This window comes from Frankia sp. CeCAU1 (genome assembly GCF_977971845.1).
The window spans coordinates 1-4,253 of record NZ_CDWWXA010000190.1 but is presented as its reverse complement, the minus strand read 5'-3'; the positions used below and the strand labels follow the sequence as shown (position 1 = coordinate 4,253).

Annotated in this window: 6 protein-coding genes; all 6 read left to right on the top strand. The window is 71.0% G+C overall.

All coding sequences use genetic code 11. From position 1 onward, the window contains the following. Nucleotides 1-696 (top strand): hypothetical protein (locus AC08OO_RS21635; RefSeq protein WP_476618982.1); only part of this gene is annotated, 696 nt, incomplete at its 5' end. A gap of 10 nt (nucleotides 697-706) precedes the next feature. Continuing rightward, complete coding sequence (locus AC08OO_RS21630; RefSeq protein ID WP_476618981.1) at nucleotides 707-859, top strand: hypothetical protein; 153 nt, start codon at nucleotides 707-709, stop codon at nucleotides 857-859. Between the two features lie 15 nt (nucleotides 860-874). Next, the gene (locus tag AC08OO_RS21625; RefSeq protein WP_476618980.1) at nucleotides 875-2,005 is read left to right on the top strand and encodes a phage minor capsid protein; all 1,131 of its coding nucleotides are present in this window, start codon (nucleotides 875-877) and stop codon (nucleotides 2,003-2,005) included. Between the two features lie 8 nt (nucleotides 2,006-2,013). Next, a complete protein-coding gene (locus AC08OO_RS21620; protein WP_476618979.1) occupies nucleotides 2,014-2,634 on the top strand; it encodes a hypothetical protein in 621 nt (206 codons plus the stop codon). Further along, the gene (locus AC08OO_RS21615; protein WP_476618978.1) at nucleotides 2,634-2,981 is read left to right on the top strand and encodes a hypothetical protein; all 348 of its coding nucleotides are present in this window, start codon (nucleotides 2,634-2,636) and stop codon (nucleotides 2,979-2,981) included. The genes AC08OO_RS21620 and AC08OO_RS21615 overlap by 1 nt, the downstream gene beginning before the upstream one ends. A gap of 373 nt (nucleotides 2,982-3,354) precedes the next feature. Beyond that, a complete protein-coding gene (locus AC08OO_RS21610; protein ID WP_476618977.1) occupies nucleotides 3,355-3,891 on the top strand; it encodes a hypothetical protein in 537 nt (178 codons plus the stop codon). Nucleotides 3,892-4,253: the final 362 nt, after the last annotated feature.

Below are 4,253 nucleotides of genomic sequence, written 5' to 3'. Positions count from 1 at the left end.
GGCCGCCGCAGGGAAGGCCGGCACCGCGCTGGCCGCACCCCGCACGAATGGGAACAGGCCGAACAGCGCCTCCGTGGCGTCTACGGCGACCGGCTCCGAGTCAAGGACCGCGACGATCCCGCCGTACAGCAGGCACTGATCGACCTGGACGCGATGCCCGCCGACCATCAGCGGCGCCTCGCCCGCCACTTCGCCGAGGTCGACGGCGGTGGGATCCTCATCGCCCGAGGCCGGACGGCCGACGTGTACCGGGCCCACAACCGGCAGGATCTGATCGACCGGGTGTGGGGCACCAAGTACGTTGACACCCTCGGCCTGTACATCACCACCCCCCGGGTGGCCGCGATCGGCACAATCGACGGCGGATCAGCGTCCACAGCCCAGCACGAGGCCGCCCATGCGTTAGATCATGCACTGGGGTTCCCGTCGCAGAACCGTAGGCTGCCGGTCTGGCCGATCATAGCCGAAGCAAAATGGCATGATCTTTTTTATTGGTATTTCACGCAGACGAACGGGGTCGGTCAGCGGGAGGCGTTCGCGGAGGGCTACGCCCAGTGGATGGCCCACCGGTACGACCCGGACCGTGCCCAGAAAATCGCCCAAGGGCTCGGCGCACCCAACGGCAAAACCGGGCTCGACGAACAGGCCGAAACGTTGGGCCGGGAACTCGGAGAGTTCCTCGACACCCTGGTCTAGGATGCGCGGCATGCTCCCTACACGGCTCCCTGACGGATCGATCCGCGCCCCCCGAACCGTCGGCGACGGCAAGACAGCGATCGGCGACGCGATAGTGATCCTCAAGCCTGGCGATCCGGGCTACAGCCGGGAAGATGCCTGGCTGCGCAGCCGCGGCAAATAGAACCCTGGGGGTCGGATGGCCCCCACCCCGGACGACGCGTCCCACCTCGGCGAGCAGATCCGCCGCGCCTACGAAGACCTTGAGCTCGGCCTGGTCGCCAAGATCTCCCGCGCGGTCGGCCGCGGGCAGGGCAGCCTCGGCGCCGCCCTGGGAAAACGTGGCGCGCTCCGCCGGGCCGCGCAACGCCTCCTCGCCCGACTGGACGCACAGCTCCGCCGGGAGATGCCCGCGCTCGTCGAAGAGGCATGGCAGATCGGCGCTGACGAGGCCGCCCGCGAGCTGGCCCGCCTGCGTCGCTTGGACGTCGACCAGAAACCCCGCCGGGAGCCGCCCGGGGGCCGGGGCAGGGCGTTGCCGATCCGCCCGCCGCTGCGTGACGACCTCGCCGACCGACTGATCCGCGAGTTCCACCCCCAGATTTTGCGCGGGGTGGACGACATCTACCGGCGGATCGTCGCCGAGGTGCACGCGCCCGCGCTGGCGGGCCAGGCGACACGGCTGGAAGCATCGCAGCGGGCCCTCGCCCGGTTCGCGGAGGAGGGTGTCAGCGGGTTCACGGACAAGGCCGGACGCAGGTGGCGTATCGAGTCCTACGCGGAGATGGCGATGCGCGCCGCGTTCGCCCGCGCGACCATCGCCGGCGCTCTCGACACCTACCGGGCGCAGGGCATCACCTGCGTCGCCGTGCCGAACATCCCCTACGAATGCGAGAAGTGCCGGCCTTTCGAGGGCAAGGTGTTGTCGATCCGTGACGGGGCGAAGCCGCCGCGCGGCGTGCGGGTGTACGCGACCATCGAGCAGGCGTACGAGAGGGGCTTCGGTCACCCGAACTGCCGGCATGGGCTGCTGCCCGTGTCCTCGCGGGGCGTGGTCGAGGCGATGGAACCGGCCCGACCGGACCCCGAGGGCTACGCTGCCACCCAGAAGCAGCGCGCCCACGAACGGAAGATCCGCGCCGCGAAGCGTGCCCTCGTGGCCGCGCAGGAGTCCGGCGCCGACCCGGCCGCACTCCGCCGGGCCCGAGACGAGGTGCGCCGCCGGCAGGGTGACCTGCGGGCGTTCCTCGCCGCGAACCCGCAGCTACTGCGCTACTCATCCCGGGAGCAGGTCCGCCGACCCGGCGAGACCGTCGAACGCGCCGTGTAGGAGCTGCTGTGAAGAAGCCCGCCCCTCGCGGTGCCGCGCTGATGGCGAAGCTCCGCGCCGATCCCAACGTCCACGACCCGGAGGCGCTCGGCGCGTGGATCGGCCGTCGCCGGCACGGCAAGAAGGGCATGCACCTGCGGTCGAAGGCCGGCGCGTGGGCCCATCACGCGATGCGTCTCCACGACGCCCCGAGCAACGGTGCCGGCGACCCGGGATGGAACGGGAATCGGACGGCGGACGGTCGGTATGAGCTGACGAAATGGCGTGGCCACTGGCGGGTCACGGACGTTCATGCCGACGCGTGGGCCAGCCAGCCTCACAAGACCAAAGCGGCGGCGGTTCGGGACACCGAGGAGTTGTACGAGGGTTCGACGGCGAGGCGTGCGCGGCACGCGGAGGTGCAGGCTCGGCACTTCGGGGGTCAGGCTGAGGTCGAGTCGTTGGGCCGGGAGAGGCGCAAGGCGCATGCGCCGCTCGCGAATGCCCTCGGCGGTGCGGTCGCAGCTTATGGCGCGCGTAGCCCGCAGGCGCGGGAAGCCAGGCTGCGTCTGCAATTTGAGATGCCGAAGGTGAAGGCGGCGGCGATGCCGCCGAGTCTCGCCGCGCTCGCGGCGAAGCGGCGTCGCTGATGGCGTCCAGCGGTTTCCGGGTCCGTGCGGACTGGCGCGGGACCCGGGTGCTGGCCCGGATCCCGATCGTGCGCCGCAGGGCGTTGCAGAAGGCTGGGCATCAGTGGCTGGCCCGGTCTCAGGCGATCGTGCCGTTGCGGGAGGGGCATCTGTTGCGGACCGGAAAGATGACCATGACCGACCACAGCGTGACCGTAGCATACGGGCAGCCGTACGGCGCTATCCAGCACCAGAATCTGACCTATCGCCACCTACCTGGAAGGCAAGCCAAATACATCACGGACGCGGTTCCTCCGGGAGCCCTCCAGGCAGCATTGGCGGAGGCTTTCCGCGAGTTCTTCCGCTGACTTTTTCGTGTAGGATCGAACGCATAAGCGAATAAAAGACCCCGGCGAGTGCCGCAAACACTCCCGGGGCATGGCCGACTGGTTGGAGTCGACGTGACCGATCGTACCTGCTCGGGCGACGGCTGCGAAGCGCCCCTTGGCGCGCGCAACCGTACGGGCCTGTGCACGAAGTGCTACCAAGTTGCGGCCCAGTGCTCCGGCCTTCAGGCCGGGGGTGAAGGGCTGTGCGGGTAAGACCGGCATTCGTGCCGGCACCGCGCGGCGAAGCGGGAACCCACCCGAAGCTCACCCCAACCGGGGCGTAGCAGACGGGAATCTCCGCCCTTCAGGGCGGAGAGGAAGTCAACACTGTTCTGACCAGGGAGGACCGCTGATGGCCCGCCGTCCCGCCTCCGTCGCCGCACGGGCCGCGATCGCCGCCGGCCTCCGCCATTACTGGGCCACCCACGGCGGCGGCCAGCAGGACCGCAGCGTCCGCATCGGCCCCGTCCGCGTCGGTGTCCGCGACCGCAACGCCCCGCCGCGGACCACCCTCGGCGCCGCAGCCCAGGCGCACCGGCAGCACCGCGACGTCCAGCGGACCCGCGCGTTGAACAGTGGCCTCGGCGGTGACGTCGACCGGGCCCGCGCCCAAGCCCGACACCAGCGTGAGCAGGAAGCCGCCAGCCGCGACGAACGTCTCGCGCAGGCACACCGCCGCAGACTGTCCCGAGGGCAGACGTCAACCCCGGAGTATCGCGCCGCCCATCAGCGACATCAGGCCCGGATGCGGCAGCGGCAGGCCGCCAGCCGGGAGGCCGAGAGGGAAGCCGCGCCACACCGGCGGCCGAACCCGGGCGCCCGGCGCCGCCCCCAGCCGCCCCCGCGCCGCCGGCAGTCGCCACGCAGGCGCACCACGGGCACGTCCTGACCGGCTCTACCGCGCGCCCTCGCGCCCCGGAGGTGATGAACGCTGTGCCTGACCATCCCCGCGGCTTCGCGAGCCGGGCCCAGTGGCGACAAGCCTGTTCATGGCCAAGGCGAAGAGCTCGCCGAAGTGGAAGAAGTGGGCTCACGACAAGGCGCACTCGACTGCGGGTGGCCCGGTAGCCCGCTACCGCCGGCTGCCTGAGCGCAAGGGCGGCCCGACGGCACACTCTGCGCGCTGACGCGGGGACCGAGCTGGGCGCGACCCCAGCTCTGAGGGCCCGGCCCGCCGGCCTGCTGCCCCGTCCCCGCGCGCACGAGAGTAGCCCCATCCAACCCCCGTGACATGGGGGTTTCCCCGAACCC

Coding starts and splice junctions, on each gene's coding strand:
- AC08OO_RS21630 (WP_476618981.1), top strand. CDS start 707: ATGCTCCCTACACGGCTCCCTGACGGATCGATCCGCGCCCCCCGAACC.
- AC08OO_RS21625 (WP_476618980.1), top strand. CDS start 875: ATGGCCCCCACCCCGGACGACGCGTCCCACCTCGGCGAGCAGATCCGC.
- AC08OO_RS21615 (WP_476618978.1), top strand. CDS start 2,634: ATGGCGTCCAGCGGTTTCCGGGTCCGTGCGGACTGGCGCGGGACCCGG.
- AC08OO_RS21610 (WP_476618977.1), top strand. CDS start 3,355: ATGGCCCGCCGTCCCGCCTCCGTCGCCGCACGGGCCGCGATCGCCGCC.